Here is a 14,021-nt window from a genome sequence, read left to right as displayed (position 1 = left end):
ATGAATTATATAATTAAGATAAAAAATATAAGAGGAGCAGCAAATCTTACAAATGTTTTTCTAATAATATCTATATTATTTGCAATTTCTAACTTCTTTATCTCAGGAGGATATTTCAAAATCACTTTGTCATAAACATCAAGATTTTGGATTTTGTTAATATTTTTCCATGGTTCATCTTTATCCTCAGACTTCTTATACCATTTCCAAAAATAATTTATTATCCTATCCTCTCCCAATAATTTTATTTCATCCTTATTTATAAATCCCATATCATGATTATATGTTTGTGTTTTTAAAATCATATAATCCTCATCGAATATCTTATAAAAAATCTTTCTTTGAGTCTCTTTAAATAATAAGAGATTATTAAGTAGTTTATTTTGTAGAAATTTCCTATAGTGTCTTACTATTACTCTTGCTTTGTTATTTCCTAGAGGAATATGATCTAAAACTTGTAAATATCTTGATGATGAAGGATCACCTTTGTAAATTAATATTCTTCCTGGAGGTATGAATTTTATTCGGATAAATTCTTTTGTAGGGTCATTCTTATAGTAATAAATACTTTCAACGTATTTTGGATCAATACTAATTTTCTGGTTAAAACTAACTAGTACGTTTTTATTCACATCTTTATCAGGTATTGTATCGCCATGAACCCAAAAGATATGAAGGATATCTAGGTGATTTTCAATAATCCTTGACCAATCACATTTGAAGTCAACTAATACCTCCTCAAAGACATAATCATTATGTGAAAACCCATTTTCATATAATTCGTAGTTACTTATAGGTGCATCTTCACTTATATTATTTAAATCAGTCTCAGATTTTTTAGAAAAATGTACAAAAATATATCCATTTTTTTCTGAGGTTTTGTATTGAGATAAATGAATTCTTTTAGCGTAGTTATCGTAGTTATTATCAACTATGTGGCTACAAGTTATTCTGTCGAGATTCTGGCAACTTCCCCCAGATGAAAACTTAGCTCCATGATATGGGCAGGTTATTACTCCATCTGATAATGTGCCTCCCAAAAAGGAGGCACCTCTATGTGGGCAAATATTTTTAATACACCTAACGTTTTTATTTTCATCTCGATAAAGAACCAGGGGTTCATCATAGAGAGAAAAATAATATAGCTTATTTTTTTTTAATTCTTTTGAGGGACAAATTGCGTACCAACCAAATAAACCTATATTTAATTCTTTTTGATTTTCTCTAATATCAAACGAGTCAATTTTTAATACCGTTCCTTTTTTAAATGGCTTAAGAACGGTATTAAAGTCTTTTGATTTAAAAAAATTAATTTGTCTGTTTTCCATAAATTAATTTCTTTTTTAATTGACTGTTTATCTTTCGGAACTATAACCCAAGTAAATAATCAATTTCTTATAAAAAGAAAATTCTCTATTATTTGTAGCAATAATTATATAGTTATTGAAAAATTTTGATTCTCTGTCGTATCTGTGTATCTTTATTTTATGTTTTTTGTATCTTTTGGGATTCTTTTAAATTTTTTATGTAATCAATAGCATCATCAATATTTTTGTGGAAATTGCATTGACCCAAATAACAACCTATAAATCTTAAGAATTTTCTCTTACCACCACTTATTTCATATCTATGAATTGTTCCGCCATCTATAGGAGCATAAATAAGTTCTGGAAGTGCCATATTAATTTTTTATTTAATACTTAATTAGACATTAATTCATGTTTAAATACATTTCCATAGCTCAAAACATATATTTAATAAAAAATTTACTTATTTTTGGATAATTATTTATTGAATACCAAAATATTATTTGTTATCTATTAATTATTGATAATGATTTTTTGCTATGCAAAAAGCATTTAGGCGTTTTTTAAAAAAACTACCAAAAAAAATTCAAACTATAAAATACTCATTTAGAGAGTTTTTATCTTCCAAAATATGAAATAGTTGTTTTGGTTTAAAAATTTTTATATTTTTAATAAAACATAGTCGGCAGAGTTAAATTCTAAACTATATTAAATTTGCAATTTATGAAATATTATGATCAAAAGAGTTTTTACGATATTTATTTTAACTTTGCTTCTTCTATTTACTAGTCCAGTTTACTCATTAGATACTTCTTCTAAAACTCTTGAAAAGTATACTAAAAAAATATCTAACAAGTTTACTAGAACTTATTGCAACACTACTAAATTTGGTATTTCTTATGAAGGAGCTTTGGCATTTGCTATTGGGGAAACTAATAAGGAATTTAAAAATAATAAACTCAATAAGTTAATAGATTATTCTCTTCTAAAAAATTCAATAGTTAATGATTTAGAAAATAATTGCCAGGTTTATGATTTTGCTATTAGCAATTTAGAGAATTTAAAATTTAACTAGAAAAAATGAAAATTGTTAAAGTCTTATTTTTTACCTATCCAATCATTGGGTTTCTCCATCATCCATTCGAAAACTCCCTTAGCATCAAGGTTTTTAGATGCATAAATAAATAAAATTGGAAATATTAAAATTACTGCGCCGATAATTGCTAACTCTATTTTACCGATCCCCATCTCAGTTACTGTTAAGGCAAAAGAATTAAACATTATTTTTATTGAATTAAAATTAGTATCTACATAATTTACAAAAAATTTTTGTTCTTTAACTTCTTTATAAAAAATCTTAATTGTTTATAGTGAATTATTTGTATAAAGTACCTATTTTATTGATCCAAACTTTTTAATAACTTAAATAATATACTTCTGTTATGTGGTTATGAATCATGAGATTATTATTTTCACACCTATTTTTACAGTATTAATTGGATTTATAGTTTTTACAATTTTAAAAAAAAGAAAGAGGTCAGCTAAAAGTATTTATAAATTAATAGATGATTTAGAAAAAAAATATATATATTAATCTTTTTTGTAGAAAAAAAATTAATCAAATTCTATACCAACTTCTTCTTTTAAGTCTCTTTCCAAATCTGGAAGATGAGGTTCAACCCAATGATCTTTGTTGTCAATACCAGCTGCATTTACATAATTCATGATGTGTTGATCAACTTGCTTATAAAGATCATGCAAATTTAAATCCATACGAATATCATGTGCAATCTCAGAGACTTGTTTTTCTGTTAGACAATGATCCGGATGAAGTAAATCACAACACGGAATTCTCTTCTCAATCAATTCATTTAGATTGATTTTTATTTCGTAATCTTGATGAACAGTCATTGATTTTTATATCTATATTCTAATTTTAATAATGTTTAAGGTTTTGTAAATCTTTAGTCAAGAAACAAAGTTCTTTAATATCTATTCAGTAATTTCAAATAAATAGATCTTCCAAATCTTTATACAAATCATCATTCTCTTTTTGGTTTTCTATAGAGTCATGGTGTTCTAGTGAAAGTTCTCTTTTTGAGGTATAGAAAAGATATCCAAGGGCTCCTAAGAGTAAGGTCGTTGGTAAAATCATTAGTATTATAATTGACTTATAATGAATATAGTGCAACACTTATTACAGTCAAGTGCTGAACCTTAATTAATTTTTATATGCCTACCAAGAAAAAAAGAGTTGGTTTTATTCCTCGAGAAGATGTTTTGATGTTAATTGATAAATTGAGCATAGAGAACAATTTAAGTAATTCAAAAATTATAAGTATTTTGGTGGAAGAAGCACTTTCTATAAGAGGTATTTTTAATAAAAAGAAAGGCAAAGCAACTCAATCATATCAGCTAAATAACAATAATTCACAAAACTTATCTGGTAATTCAGGTGACTCTATAGATAATCCCAAATTCTCAATTGATAATAAATTAGGGAATCATTTTATTACTAGTAAATCAACCCATTTAAATGAGGCAAATCAGGAGGTTTTTGACTTGCAAACATATAAAAAATTTTTATCATTCCTTAAATTTCAAGAAATGATGGATAAGTATAAAACTTATTAAAGTATTGCAAAGTGCTGTACTGTGCGTTAAATTTTATTTGTATTTATAGGGTATTTACTTATTAAAATTATTCACCATTTCATAAAAACAAATTTCAATTAATCTTTAAGGTATTCATTCGTATGAATTCATCTCTCCCAGTTTTATCAGTAAATCTCCTTCCTCCAGACAAGTTATATTGTAATTTTAGCTATTGGAGTTCTTTGTTCTCTCAGGACATGCAAATTTTATGGGATAGAGCGCATGGAGTGCCTTTAGAAAAACTGCCAAAAGGGGTTTCTGATATGATTTTTCCGTATTTATTGCTTGCACTCTCAGACTATAAGACTTCGCAAATAAATAAAATGAATGGAATAGGATTAGACAATCTACTAAGCCTTTGGTTTGATAAGTACTTATTAAATAAAAATGGTTACTTCGAGTTAATTAAAAAATAATATTTAAAATAAACATAAATAGCAAATTTGATTGCTATGAAAAATTTATCGCGTTTAAAAATCTTTTAAGTGATCCTTTTCGAATTAGCACATCAATAGTCTTTCTATAAATTAAATTGTTTGGTGATTAACTATAAAAAATTTTTTTTTTGTATATCTGTGCGTCGTGGTTTTGTTAACGCTAATCAGGAGAGATATAAAATTAAGAAAAGTAAGTTAAATGAAATTCAATTAAAAAAACCTAAGCTTGATATAAATCTTTTGTTTAGCTTGTTTAAATTTATTATTTAATTTTTTAGTCTTTATTCATTAATTTTCAAAAAAATTTAAAAATTAATATATAAATTTGGTTGACTTTTATTGTTAATGCGAAGATAATAGCAAAAATAAATTTTTAATTGTGAATCTTTTTTCAGATACTTTTGATGATTTTGTTGATGATTTACTCTCATCCGATGTTAATTTGTTGAAAGGGGAACTTGATTTTTTGCTCATACAACATTTATTTAATTCTATTGATTTGAAGAGCATTAATAAAACTGAAATTGATGATAACGAATCATTAGCTGCTTAATTTTATGAAATTTTTTTATGAAAAGTTTTGGGTTCCAGTTTTTGGTTATATTTTATCAAAATTTGTTTTTTTAATAGAAGGTAAAAAGCAAGATTCAAAAAATAGAAAAAAAATAGATTAATTACTTTTGTTTTAATAAAGTATTTTTAAATACATAATTTAAGTCAATATATTTTGATAACAACAAAAGTTGTGCTTTAAATTTATGGATATATGCATTGTTGAAATATATATAATTACCTTTTAGGAAATTAAAATGAGTAAAAATAATATGTTGAAACCATATACAGTGCATTACCGTGATTTTCAAAATATAAGATTAGAAAATTGTTTTTATGCTTTTGACGCTTACGAGGCTAGAACACTGGCAATGGAATTTAATAAGTATATTAATGAACATCCAAACAGCATAGACCTTATAAGATGCGAAAAATGAATAAAAGTTTTTAGTAATCTAAAATAATTTATTTAAACACTTAAGAACTTATCTATAACTGCTTGACTCAACTCACTAGTATTTCCGCTAGCAACAATACCGCCGCGTTGCATGGCATAATATCTATTGGCTTGTCTTACAAAATGTAAGTGTTGTTCAACTAATAAAACTCCAATTCCTGTATCTCTAATTATCTGATTAATTGCATTTTCAATATCTAAAACTATATTCGGTTGAATACCTTCCGTTGGTTCATCAAGTAATAGAAGTTGAGGTTTGCCTAGCAATGCTCTTGCAATAGCTAATTGCTGTTGTTGTCCTCCACTAAGATCTCCTCCTTTCCTTTGAAGAAAATCTTTGAGGATTGGGAAGAGATCGTAAATAAATGGATCTATTTTCTTGTTCTTAGATAATCCACCCGGTAGAGACTCCATTCCAAGCATAAGATTCTCTTCTACTGATAGATATGGAATAATTTCTCTCCCTTGAGGGACATAAGCCATGCCTTTTCTAGCCCTCTGATGAGGTGCTTTTCTATTGATATTTTCACCAATCAAATAAATATCGCCTTTTTTTTGTTTTAACAAGCCAATTAGTGATTTCAATAAAGTTGTTTTGCCAACTCCATTTCTACCAATCAAACAAACCATTTCTCCTGATTTAACATTTAAATCTACATCTCTAAGAATGTGACTCTCGCCATAATAAGTATTTAACGATTTTATTTCCAGTAAATTTTCCATAACTAGTCCTCAGGTCTTCCTAAATAAACATCAATAACTTTTTTGTCTTTTTGTATGGTTTCCATCGTTCCCTCACATAATACTGTTCCTTGATTTAATACTGAAACATTACTATCAAGTCTTCTTATAAATTCCATATCGTGATCTATTACCACTACGGTATTTTCACCTGATAAAGATTTTAATAAATCAGCTGTAAGATCAGTTTCTTCATCAGTTAAACCAGCAACAGGTTCATCTACTAACATTAAATCCGGCTTCTGTCCTACCAACATGGCTATCTCTAGCCATTGTTTTTGACCATGTGATAAAGATCCAGCTTTAGAATCAACTTTTTGACCTAAATTAACAATCTTCATAAGACGTTCAATCTCATTAAGCTGCTCATCCTTTATACTTTTATTTATAAGGTTTAGGGGACTTTTAGGAGTCGTCACCGATATTTCAAGATTTTCTTTAACTGTTAGATTTTCAAAGATTCTTGGACTTTGGAACTTTCTTCCAACTCCAAGTCTGGCTATTTTATGTTCCTTTCTACCTACTAAAGATTTACCTTTGAAAATCACTTCACCTTTTGTTGGCCTAACCTTTCCAGTTATTACATCAAGAAATGTTGTTTTACCTGCGCCGTTGGGTCCTATTACAGCTCTTAATTCTCCTTTCCTTAAATTTAAATTAAGTTTGTTGAGAGCTAAAAAACCCTCGAAACTAACAGTGATATCTATCAAATTTAGAAGATTTTTATTATTCATTATTCCCCTCCTTATTGTTAACTTCTAAGCTTGGATAGGTTTCAATCTTCCTTTTTAAACCAAATCTTTGAAGTAGATTTCTAGGGCCATCACCTTGAAGCCATCCTAAAACACCTTCAGGCAATGCTGTGACGACTAAGATAAATAACCCCCCTTGAATGAACATCCAGCTAGCAGGTAAAGCTTCACTAACTAGACTTTTTGCATAGTTTATGAAAACTGCTCCTAATATTGCTCCTAACAAAGTCCCTCTTCCTCCGACTGCAACCCAGATAACCATTTCTATAGAAAACGGAACAGTCATAAATTGAGGGGATACTATTCCAGATTGAACGGTGTATAAAGCTCCTGAAATTCCGGCGAGTCCACCAGCGATAGAAAATATTATTGTTTTAAATATCACTGGGTTATATCCTGTAAACCTAACTCTCGGTTCATCATCTCGTATTCCTATAAGAATATTTCCAAATCTTCCCTTAACAACCCACTTTGCAAAAAACCATGCGGCTATTACTAGTATGGCGGTTAGCCAAAAAAAGATTCTTTGCATGGACTCAGAACCTACCATCTGTCCAAAAAATTGGGTTACATCTGTTTTTAGTCCATTTGTTCCATTTATAAGTTTTTGTTGACCATTAAAAAAATTAAAGAAAACAAGGAGAGAGGCTTGAGTGAGTATAGAAAAATATACACCTTTGATTCTATTTCTGAAAACAAGAAATCCAATTAAACCTGCAACCAATGCAGGAATTATCCAAATAGCGAAGAATGTGAAAACTGGCGATCTAAATGGTTCCCAGAAAAAAGGTAACTTTTCAACACCATATAAAGCAAAAAATTCAGGAATATTATTTGGAAATTCAGAAGAACTGTTTATTTGTAAATACATAGCTGCGCAATATCCACCAAGTGCAAAAAATATACCTTGTCCAAGACTTAATAAACCTGTATAGCCCCAGATAAGATCAACTCCGAGTGCAACTATTGATAATGATAAGTATCTACCGAGAAGATTTAATCTAAATACAGGTAGTATAGTTGGTGCCGCGATAATAAGAGCTATTAATATTACCCAAAATGACAATACTATTTTTTTATTGAATTTTATTTTACTTAAGGACATTAGTTTTCAACCATCCTTCCTTTTTGAGGAAATAAACCTGTAGGTTTAAATTGTAAAAATATAACAATAAGTGCAAATATCATTACTCTTGCCATACTTGTTGTTGCAAAAAAGTTGATTGTGTTTGATAAAGGTAAAGGCATATCTGGCCATATTGATAAGAGCCTTCCAGCTCCAATTAAATCAGTCATTATTCCTATTCCAAATGAAGCAAGTACTGTTCCTAATAAATTTCCTACTCCTCCAAGCACTACAACCATAAAACAACCAACTATGTAGTTTCCTCCAACATTTGGTCCTACAGAACCTAAAAGAGATACTGCTACCCCAGCAACTCCTGCTAAACCAGATCCAATTCCAAAAGTAATTATATCCACTTTTTCAGTAGATATACCAAGGCAATCACTCATTTTTCGGTTTTGTGTTACGGCTCTTATGCGCATCCCCCAAGCACTTTGATTAAGAAATAATGTTATTGCTATTACAGAGATTAAAGTAATGATAATTATCATTAATCTTGTTTTAGGAAATGTAGTGCCAATGATTTCTACTTGACCTCTCATCCATGAGGGTGCTGTTACATCAACATTACGAGCACTTGCTCTACTAAGTTTGCTTACTGAAGAAGAAATCAGACTACCAGAAAGAACTCCAGTTAAAGCAGCAAATATCCAAGAACTAAATTTAAAATATTTAAAATTTATTGATTCTTTTATTTTGTAAGGGAATGTTGATGGCAAGAATAAACCAATTAATAGACTTATAACCAGACCTGTCCCATAAGCTAAAGGTACACTTCTGACAAATTGTTGAAGAATTAAGCTTACACCCCATGTTGCGAGAAGTGTTTCTAGTGGACTTCCATAAAGCTTCCTTATTATGGTTTTTTCCAGAAGAATTCCCACTACTCCACTTACAATAAAAGCAAGAAAAATTGAAACTATTATGTACGAATTGTAGAAAGGTTTTAATATAGGTAATTTAAAAATTAATTGTGTTACGTATGTTGTGTAAGCCCCAAGCATCATCAGTTCTCCATGAGCAAGATTTATTACACCCATAAGACCAAAAACAATTGCTAGGCCTAATGCAGCAACAAGCAGTACAGATCCGATTGCAACACCATTAAAAAGACTATCGAGAAGTAACTCCAATTTAGAAAAAGAAAATATTTGATTATATAAAATAAAAGGAGGCGTTAACCTCCTTTTATTTTGAAGTATAGGTTTTAATTAGATTAAAGCTTATACTTTTCTCCTTTGGAAGGATCTGTCCAATCGCATGCAAATCCTTTTGAACTTGGATGTTTTTGGTTCCATGCTTGAGGAAGAACTACCCCTGTTTCTTCAAGGATTGTAAATCCACCTTCTGCATTAATCTCTCCAATTCTTACTGTTTGAGATAAGTGGTGATTAGGCATAACTTCAACAGGACCTTGTGGAGCATCAAACTTTTGTCCAACAAGTGCTTCTCTTACTGCGTTGTCATCGAAAGTTCCAGCATCTTCAACTGCCTGTTTCCATAAATAAACCATGTTATATGCTGATTCTTGAGGATCAGCTACAACACGATCAGCTCCCCATCTTTTCTTGAAACTTTTGGCAAATTTCTTTGATGCAGGAGTATCAATTGACATCATATAGTTCCAGGCACCGTAGTGTCCTTCAAGGAACTCGGGACCAATTGTACTAATCTCTTCTTCAGCAATTGAATAGTTCATTACGTAGTAGCCACTTGAAGGTGTGATACCCGCGTCTTGAATCTGTTTGAAGAATGCAACGTTTTGGTCACCATTAAGTGTGTTAATGATTATTCCACCTTCAGGAAGGGCCTTTTTGATTTTTGAGATAATTGGAGCAACTTCAGTATTTCCCAATGGAAGGTAATCTTCTCCAACAACTTTACCGCCTAACTGTTTTACCTGAGCTTTTGTGATTGTGTTGGAAGTTCTGGGGAAAACATAATCAGAACCTACAAGGAAGAAATCTCCTCCAGCTGCTGGAGAACGCTTATACATGAAATCTGTAGCAGGTTCTGATTGTTGGTTTGGTGTAGCTCCTGTATAAAAAATGTTGTTAGAACATTCTTGAGCTTCATATTGAATAGGGTAGTAAAGGAAAGCATCCTTTGATTCGTAGACTGGTAACATTGCCTTTCTACTAGCAGATGTCCAACCACCAAATACGACAGGAACTCCGTCTTGGTCTATAAGTTTCTTTGATTTTTCAGCGAAAGTAGGCCAATCAGATGCACCATCTTCAACTATGTATTCTATTTTGTAGCTTTTACCGCCAACTTTTACACCACCAGAAGCATTTATCTCTTCAATAGCCATTTTTTCAGTATCAACAAGGGTTGATTCTGAAATTGCCATTGTTCCAGATAACGAATGCAAAATGCCAACGGTTACTGTGTCGTCGAAACTTCCGGAAGTTCCACCTCCACCACACGAAGTTGCTGTGACCGCAAGTGAGGCAGTAGCTAATCCTGCCAAAATACGCCTTGAAATTCTCATGAATTAGGATAAATTAGGTAATTGACCCTCATTAGGGGGATAAAGTAAAAGTTATTAACGAGTGAGAATTCGTTTTGTATCAGTCGTAACTTTTTGTTGAATCCAATATATTAGTACTGAACATTTTTCTGGTTTCGATTGTTGGGTATATGTGATTCTAAAAATCGAGTAATTTCTTCAACTCCTATGCCGCTACTAAGGTTGGTGAAAAACCAAGGTTTTCCTTTTCTCATAAATTCAGTATCACTTTTCATAATTTTTAAATCAGCACCTACCATATCCGCTAAGTCAATTTTGTTTATTAATAATAAATCTGACCTTGTTATCCCTGGTCCTCCTTTTCTAGGAATTTTGTCTCCGGCAGAAACATCTATTACATATATTGATAAATCTACAAGTTCTGGACTAAAACTAGATGCTAAATTATCACCTCCACTTTCTACAAAAACAAAATCTAAAGGATTATATTTATTCTCTAAATCTAAAACTGCATTTTTATTTAAGGAACAATCCTCTCTTATCGCTGTATGAGGACAACCTCCTGTTTCTACACCAATAATCCTCCCTTCTTCTAAAACTTTTTTATTTATTAGAAAGTTAGCATCTTCTTTAGTGTAAATATCATTGGTGACCACTGCTATCTCATAATTTTTTTTAAGGCTTAAGCATAGAGTCTCTACTAATGCAGTTTTTCCTGAACCAACAGGTCCAGCAACTCCTACTCTCAATTTGCTGCTCATAAATTAATTTCTAAAAAGTTTTGTATAAAGTTCATTATGATTTTGTTGTGCCATAGCTAAACCTACATTGCCAAAATAGATGTCATCAATTTCCTTGTCCATAATTTCTTTAGAAACTTTTGAAATTATTGCTAATAAATCTCTTTGAATTAATTGTGCTTTTGTTGAACCAATAGGAATAATCCTTAATGCTGCACTAAGTTGGTTTGCACTCCACGAAAAGAAAAAATTCTCAACCATTTCTAACTTCGTAATTTCAAAACAATAACAAGCCCAACTCCACGATAAAGGCCAGGAGTTTTTTTTATTTTTTTTATATAGATATTCAAATCCAAATTCTTTGGTTAGATCAAAGAGAGATTTTGCCATTTGAATTTGTTGTTCTCTCAATTCTAGAGAGTCTTTTGATGAGAGAATCCATTTATCCAAACTCAAAAGCTTTTGCAAATTACTTTTTAAATTTTTGCCATCATTTAACTCATTAAAAATATCAAAAAAATCACATAATAGTCTTGCATCTAGTCTAATCTGGCCAATTTTTAATTCACTTATGATTAATTCTTTTACCGAATTTGAATCTTTTAAATCTTTTGTATGAAGGTAACACTCCAGTCCCTCCGAATAACAAAATCCTCCAACTGGTAAGTTAGGGCTTATTAATAAATATTTTAATAAGTGACTTTTACTCATGACTATGGGCACCTCTTTCCGGAAAAAATTTTTTCTGTGCATCTACAATATCAACATTAAAATTTTTAAGCATATTTTCAATTACGTAATCACCTTTTGTTAAAAGAATGTCTTCTTTTATTTCCACCTCTACATGCCTATTCCCTAGATGATAAGCAGTTTTAATAAGTTCAATTTTAGAATTTGAAGTTATTTCAATTAAATCTTCTGTTTTTGCAATTATTTCTACATAAAAATTGGACTCATTTGTTGAAAGTATATCTCCATCATTTAATTTGCCGTCTCTAGGTAATTGTAAAATTATTTCTTGATCACAATCAGTTAATCTTTTACCTCGCAAGATTTTTCTTTCATCTGAACTTAAGGTAAGTTTTAAAAATGAACCTAACCGAGGTTTTTCCTTAATCCAATCAGTTACAACTATTTGTTTATTCATTCTCATAATCAAAATTTTTGGTTACTTTAATTTAGTAATTAAAGAAAACAATTTATGATTAAAACTTCTTGGGAAGGTAATTGTTTCTTAAATTTTTTCAATAATAAAACAAGTTTAGGAAATGTTAATAAAACAATCTTTAAATCTAAATCAACTTCTCCTTACAAGTTATTAAAGTCTACTAATGATCAGGAGGGCAGATGCATCTTACCTGTTCTTCATACTGCAGGGGGATTGGTTGGAGGCGATTTACTTGTGTTTGAGGTAAATCTTGAAAAAAACTCTAAGGTATTGTTGACTACTTCTTCAGCTCAGAAAGTATATGGATCAGTTGGGATATCTAAAATTAATCCAAAAGGAACTTTTTCACGGCAAAAAAGTCTCATAAAAATTCTTGATAATTCTCATTTGGAATATCTCCCCCAAGAAACAATTATCTTTGCTAATGGTTTATACGATCAAAAGTTTAAAGTATATATTTCAGAAACTTCAAGTTTTTTGTTTACTGATTTAATAAGGCTTGGAAGATCTTCTTCTGGAGAGTCTATCGAGAGTGGAGTTTTTAGATCTAAATTAGAAATCATAAGAAATAATGATTTATATGATGATTGGGAATATGTTGATCAAATTGAATTATCTAAGGCAAGTTATGTGGCAAAGTCAGGTATGGATTATATGCCTGTTTTTGGATCCTTAATTTGGATTTGCGAAAAAGATTTTTCTAAGTCAAAAAGAAATAATCTTGTTGCAAATATAAAAAAGATTTTTGAAGAAACTGATAATAATTTATCTATTGGAATTCTTGAAAATGGTTTCTCTGTACGTTTCCTAGGAAGTTCTTCTCAAGATGCTAGGAAATGTTTTTTTTGTATTTGGAAACAAATTAGGTCTGTTTGTGGATTTTGTGAGCCAAAATATCAAGGTGTATGGCCTTTACAAGATTCTATGAATTATTAATTATGTTCAGGAAGAACCTTTTTTAAGAATTTATAGATTAATTTTTTATTATGCATCTTTCACCTCAAGAAAAGGATAAATTATTGATTTTTTCTGCTGCACTTTTAGCTGAAAGAAGACTTTGTCGAGGTCTTAAACTTAATTATCCTGAAACAATTGCTTTTTTGAGTTTTCAAGTTCTTGAAGGAGCTCGAGATGGAAAAAGTGTAAGTCAATTAATGTCAGAGGGTACTACCTGGCTTTCAAAATCACAAGTTATGGAGGGCATTCCTGAAATGGTTGATGAAGTCCAAATAGAAGCAGTTTTCCCTGATGGGACAAAATTAGTTACTATTCACAATCCGATTAACTAGTTATGAGTAATTTAATTCCTGGCGAAATAATTTCTGAACAAGGTGAAATCGAATTAAATCTTGGTAAGGAAGTTAAAACAGTAAAAGTTTCTAATTCTGGAGATAGACCTGTACAAATTGGATCTCATTATCATTTTTTTGAAGCTAATAAGGCTTTAATTTTTAATCGAGAAATAACACTTGGTATGCGTCTTGACATCCCTGCAGGAACAGCAATTAGATTCGAACCTGGAGATACAACTGATGTCAAATTAGTTCCATATAAAGGTTTAAGAATTGCCTATGGTTTTAATTCATTGGTTAACGGTTCTTTAGATACTTAAA

21 protein-coding genes are annotated in these 14,021 nt (G+C 30.2%); 8 read left to right on the top strand and 13 right to left on the bottom strand.

Annotated features, from left to right (window positions below; all coding sequences use genetic code 11):
* Positions 1–5: 5 nt before the first annotated feature.
* Together EU95_RS07405 and EU95_RS07410 are read right to left on the bottom strand one after the other, a co-directional pair.
* Positions 6–1,328, bottom strand: coding sequence for a Rieske 2Fe-2S domain-containing protein (locus tag EU95_RS07405; RefSeq protein ID WP_032521513.1), 1,323 nt, complete (start codon positions 1,326–1,328; stop codon positions 6–8).
* Between the two features lie 157 nt (positions 1,329–1,485).
* Positions 1,486–1,680, bottom strand: a complete 195-nt coding sequence (locus tag EU95_RS07410) for a hypothetical protein (RefSeq protein WP_025931807.1) — start codon at positions 1,678–1,680, stop codon at positions 1,486–1,488.
* Positions 1,681–2,040: 360 nt separating this feature from the next.
* Here EU95_RS07410 and EU95_RS07415 point away from each other — a divergent pair, with 360 nt between their 5' ends.
* A complete protein-coding gene (locus EU95_RS07415; protein WP_032521512.1) occupies positions 2,041–2,382 on the top strand; it encodes a hypothetical protein in 342 nt (113 codons plus the stop codon).
* 23 nt (positions 2,383–2,405) lie between these two features.
* On the opposite strand, the gene EU95_RS07420 is transcribed toward EU95_RS07415, so the two are convergent.
* From EU95_RS07420 to EU95_RS09715, 3 genes are all read right to left on the bottom strand, one after another.
* Positions 2,406–2,588, bottom strand: a complete 183-nt coding sequence (locus tag EU95_RS07420; protein ID WP_032521511.1) for a hypothetical protein — start codon at positions 2,586–2,588, stop codon at positions 2,406–2,408.
* A gap of 333 nt (positions 2,589–2,921) precedes the next feature.
* The gene (locus EU95_RS07425; RefSeq protein ID WP_012007619.1) at positions 2,922–3,218 is read right to left on the bottom strand and encodes a hypothetical protein; all 297 of its coding nucleotides are present in this window, start codon (positions 3,216–3,218) and stop codon (positions 2,922–2,924) included.
* A gap of 94 nt (positions 3,219–3,312) precedes the next feature.
* On the bottom strand, positions 3,313–3,462 hold the full coding sequence (locus tag EU95_RS09715) for a hypothetical protein (RefSeq protein WP_193742426.1): 150 nt from the start codon (positions 3,460–3,462) through the stop codon (positions 3,313–3,315).
* Positions 3,463–3,539: 77 nt separating this feature from the next.
* Between EU95_RS09715 and EU95_RS07430 the strand changes: the two genes are divergently transcribed.
* The 4 genes from EU95_RS07430 (at position 3,540) to EU95_RS0108690 (ending at position 5,388) form a co-directional block, all read left to right on the top strand.
* A complete protein-coding gene (locus EU95_RS07430; RefSeq protein WP_032521510.1) occupies positions 3,540–3,941 on the top strand; it encodes a hypothetical protein in 402 nt (133 codons plus the stop codon).
* A 122-nt stretch (positions 3,942–4,063) separates the two neighbouring features.
* Positions 4,064–4,378, top strand: coding sequence for a hypothetical protein (locus EU95_RS07435; protein WP_025968001.1), 315 nt, complete (start codon positions 4,064–4,066; stop codon positions 4,376–4,378).
* Between the two features lie 400 nt (positions 4,379–4,778).
* Entirely contained in the window at positions 4,779–4,952 is a 174-nt protein-coding gene (locus EU95_RS09710; protein WP_193742425.1) for a hypothetical protein, read from the top strand.
* A gap of 256 nt (positions 4,953–5,208) precedes the next feature.
* Complete coding sequence (locus EU95_RS0108690) at positions 5,209–5,388, top strand: hypothetical protein (protein WP_032521509.1); 180 nt, start codon at positions 5,209–5,211, stop codon at positions 5,386–5,388.
* A 32-nt stretch (positions 5,389–5,420) separates the two neighbouring features.
* On the opposite strand, the gene urtE is transcribed toward EU95_RS0108690, so the two are convergent.
* The 8 genes from urtE to ureE all read right to left on the bottom strand — a co-directional run bounded on the left by urtE (position 5,421) and on the right by ureE (position 12,393).
* Complete coding sequence (gene urtE, locus EU95_RS07440) at positions 5,421–6,131, bottom strand: urea ABC transporter ATP-binding subunit UrtE (protein ID WP_025894429.1); 711 nt, start codon at positions 6,129–6,131, stop codon at positions 5,421–5,423.
* Between the two features lie 2 nt (positions 6,132–6,133).
* On the bottom strand, positions 6,134–6,883 hold the full coding sequence (gene urtD / locus EU95_RS07445) for an urea ABC transporter ATP-binding protein UrtD (RefSeq protein ID WP_032521508.1): 750 nt from the start codon (positions 6,881–6,883) through the stop codon (positions 6,134–6,136).
* Positions 6,876–8,006: an urea ABC transporter permease subunit UrtC gene (gene urtC / locus EU95_RS07450; protein ID WP_032521507.1), complete on the bottom strand. Its 1,131-nt coding sequence runs from the start codon at positions 8,004–8,006 to the stop codon at positions 6,876–6,878. The genes urtD and urtC overlap by 8 nt, the downstream gene beginning before the upstream one ends.
* Positions 8,006–9,160, bottom strand: coding sequence for an ABC transporter permease subunit (locus tag EU95_RS07455; protein WP_032521506.1), 1,155 nt, complete (start codon positions 9,158–9,160; stop codon positions 8,006–8,008). The genes urtC and EU95_RS07455 overlap by 1 nt, the downstream gene beginning before the upstream one ends.
* Before the next feature lie 83 nt (positions 9,161–9,243).
* On the bottom strand, positions 9,244–10,521 hold the full coding sequence (gene urtA, locus EU95_RS07460) for an urea ABC transporter substrate-binding protein (protein ID WP_032521505.1): 1,278 nt from the start codon (positions 10,519–10,521) through the stop codon (positions 9,244–9,246).
* Between the two features lie 110 nt (positions 10,522–10,631).
* Complete coding sequence (ureG, locus tag EU95_RS07465) at positions 10,632–11,261, bottom strand: urease accessory protein UreG (RefSeq protein WP_032521504.1); 630 nt, start codon at positions 11,259–11,261, stop codon at positions 10,632–10,634.
* Positions 11,262–11,264: 3 nt separating this feature from the next.
* Complete coding sequence (locus tag EU95_RS07470) at positions 11,265–11,951, bottom strand: urease accessory protein UreF (protein ID WP_032521503.1); 687 nt, start codon at positions 11,949–11,951, stop codon at positions 11,265–11,267.
* Positions 11,944–12,393: an urease accessory protein UreE gene (gene ureE / locus EU95_RS07475; protein WP_032521502.1), complete on the bottom strand. Its 450-nt coding sequence runs from the start codon at positions 12,391–12,393 to the stop codon at positions 11,944–11,946. Before ureE ends, EU95_RS07470 begins: the two co-directional genes overlap by 8 nt.
* 48 nt (positions 12,394–12,441) lie before the next feature.
* Between ureE and EU95_RS07480 the strand changes: the two genes are divergently transcribed.
* The 3 genes from EU95_RS07480 to EU95_RS07490 are packed head-to-tail and all read left to right on the top strand — an operon-like array spanning position 12,442 to position 14,020.
* Positions 12,442–13,344, top strand: coding sequence for an urease accessory protein UreD (locus tag EU95_RS07480; RefSeq protein ID WP_032521501.1), 903 nt, complete (start codon positions 12,442–12,444; stop codon positions 13,342–13,344).
* 50 nt (positions 13,345–13,394) lie between these two features.
* Positions 13,395–13,697, top strand: coding sequence for an urease subunit gamma (locus EU95_RS07485; RefSeq protein ID WP_032521500.1), 303 nt, complete (start codon positions 13,395–13,397; stop codon positions 13,695–13,697).
* A 2-nt stretch (positions 13,698–13,699) separates the two neighbouring features.
* Positions 13,700–14,020 carry an urease subunit beta gene (locus EU95_RS07490; RefSeq protein ID WP_032521499.1) on the top strand — a complete coding sequence of 107 codons (321 nt, stop codon included), beginning with the start codon at positions 13,700–13,702 and terminating at the stop codon, positions 14,018–14,020.
* Position 14,021 lies beyond the last annotated feature (1 nt).

It is taken from the genome of Prochlorococcus marinus str. MIT 9201 (genome assembly GCF_000759955.1).
Lineage (GTDB): Bacteria > Cyanobacteriota > Cyanobacteriia > PCC-6307 > Cyanobiaceae > Prochlorococcus_A > Prochlorococcus_A marinus_G.
This window is presented reverse-complemented; position numbering and strand designations above follow the sequence as displayed.

Excerpts from the sequence above, each read along its gene's own strand:
- EU95_RS07405 (WP_032521513.1), bottom strand. The coding sequence starts at position 1,328 with ATGGAAAACAGACAAATTAATTTTTTTAAATCAAAAGACTTTAATACC.
- EU95_RS07410 (WP_025931807.1), bottom strand. The coding sequence starts at position 1,680 with ATGGCACTTCCAGAACTTATTTATGCTCCTATAGATGGCGGAACAATT.
- EU95_RS07415 (WP_032521512.1), top strand. The coding sequence starts at position 2,041 with ATGATCAAAAGAGTTTTTACGATATTTATTTTAACTTTGCTTCTTCTA.
- EU95_RS07420 (WP_032521511.1), bottom strand. The coding sequence starts at position 2,588 with ATGTTTAATTCTTTTGCCTTAACAGTAACTGAGATGGGGATCGGTAAA.
- EU95_RS07425 (WP_012007619.1), bottom strand. The coding sequence starts at position 3,218 with ATGACTGTTCATCAAGATTACGAAATAAAAATCAATCTAAATGAATTG.
- EU95_RS09715 (WP_193742426.1), bottom strand. The coding sequence starts at position 3,462 with ATGATTTTACCAACGACCTTACTCTTAGGAGCCCTTGGATATCTTTTC.
- EU95_RS07430 (WP_032521510.1), top strand. The coding sequence starts at position 3,540 with ATGCCTACCAAGAAAAAAAGAGTTGGTTTTATTCCTCGAGAAGATGTT.
- EU95_RS07435 (WP_025968001.1), top strand. The coding sequence starts at position 4,064 with ATGAATTCATCTCTCCCAGTTTTATCAGTAAATCTCCTTCCTCCAGAC.
- EU95_RS0108690 (WP_032521509.1), top strand. The coding sequence starts at position 5,209 with ATGAGTAAAAATAATATGTTGAAACCATATACAGTGCATTACCGTGAT.
- urtE (WP_025894429.1), bottom strand. The coding sequence starts at position 6,131 with ATGGAAAATTTACTGGAAATAAAATCGTTAAATACTTATTATGGCGAG.
- urtD (WP_032521508.1), bottom strand. The coding sequence starts at position 6,883 with ATGAATAATAAAAATCTTCTAAATTTGATAGATATCACTGTTAGTTTC.
- urtC (WP_032521507.1), bottom strand. The coding sequence starts at position 8,006 with ATGTCCTTAAGTAAAATAAAATTCAATAAAAAAATAGTATTGTCATTT.
- urtA (WP_032521505.1), bottom strand. The coding sequence starts at position 10,521 with ATGAGAATTTCAAGGCGTATTTTGGCAGGATTAGCTACTGCCTCACTT.
- ureG (WP_032521504.1), bottom strand. The coding sequence starts at position 11,261 with ATGAGCAGCAAATTGAGAGTAGGAGTTGCTGGACCTGTTGGTTCAGGA.
- EU95_RS07470 (WP_032521503.1), bottom strand. The coding sequence starts at position 11,951 with ATGAGTAAAAGTCACTTATTAAAATATTTATTAATAAGCCCTAACTTA.
- ureE (WP_032521502.1), bottom strand. The coding sequence starts at position 12,393 with ATGAGAATGAATAAACAAATAGTTGTAACTGATTGGATTAAGGAAAAA.
- EU95_RS07480 (WP_032521501.1), top strand. The coding sequence starts at position 12,442 with ATGATTAAAACTTCTTGGGAAGGTAATTGTTTCTTAAATTTTTTCAAT.
- EU95_RS07485 (WP_032521500.1), top strand. The coding sequence starts at position 13,395 with ATGCATCTTTCACCTCAAGAAAAGGATAAATTATTGATTTTTTCTGCT.
- EU95_RS07490 (WP_032521499.1), top strand. The coding sequence starts at position 13,700 with ATGAGTAATTTAATTCCTGGCGAAATAATTTCTGAACAAGGTGAAATC.